2 protein-coding genes are annotated in these 688 nt (G+C 47.5%); both read left to right on the top strand.

The genetic code is table 11. The annotated features are described in order from the left end of the window. Nucleotides 1–75: 75 nt before the first annotated feature. On the top strand, nucleotides 76–549 hold the full coding sequence (locus R7Q48_RS27630) for a threonine/serine exporter family protein (protein WP_005459611.1): 474 nt from the start codon (nucleotides 76–78) through the stop codon (nucleotides 547–549). A gap of 9 nt (nucleotides 550–558) precedes the next feature. Next, nucleotides 559–688, top strand: a 130-nt coding sequence (locus tag R7Q48_RS27635; RefSeq protein ID WP_318133471.1) for a dihydrofolate reductase, incomplete at its 3' end; no start/stop codon positions are given.

The raw sequence follows: 688 nt of genomic DNA on the forward strand, positions 1-688 counted from the left end.
TTTGCTGACGTTAGCAACGTGTTTGGGCATTGTGGCGGCAATGAGTGTAACTGGTATTTGGGGGTGGGCAATTTAATGAATATTTTTGATTTAACGCTCGGTTTGCTCAATGACATGTTTTTTGCTGCCATCCCTGCAGTCGGCTTTGCGTTGGTGTTTAATGTGCCACAGCGAGCTTTGATCTATTGCGCGGTAGGTGGTGCGATTGGTCACGGAAGCCGTTACTTGATGATGCAGTTTGGAGTACCGATTGAGTGGGCGACCTTCTTCGCTGCCACCTTGGTTGGCATGATAGGGGTTCATTGGTCTCACCGCTTTTTGGCTCATCCAAAAGTGTTTACTGTCGCTGCATTGATACCTATGGTGCCGGGCGTTTTTGCTTACAAAGCGATGATTGCGATGGTGGAGATTAACCATTTGGGTTACTCGCCAGAGTTAATTGCGACCTGCATGGAGAACTTTCTTAAAGCCATGTTTATTATTGCTGGTTTAGCAGTTGGCCTCGCAGTTCCTGGGCTGTTATTCTACCGCCGCAGACCGATAGTATAAGGACCCTACATGATCATTAGTATGATTGCCGCGATGGCAGACAACCGCGTTATTGGCAAAGATAATCAAATGCCTTGGCATCTTCCTGCGGATTTTGCTTGGTTTAAACGTTGTACGATGGGGAAGCCCGTCGTAATGG

The organism is Vibrio sp. 378 (assembly GCF_033339435.1).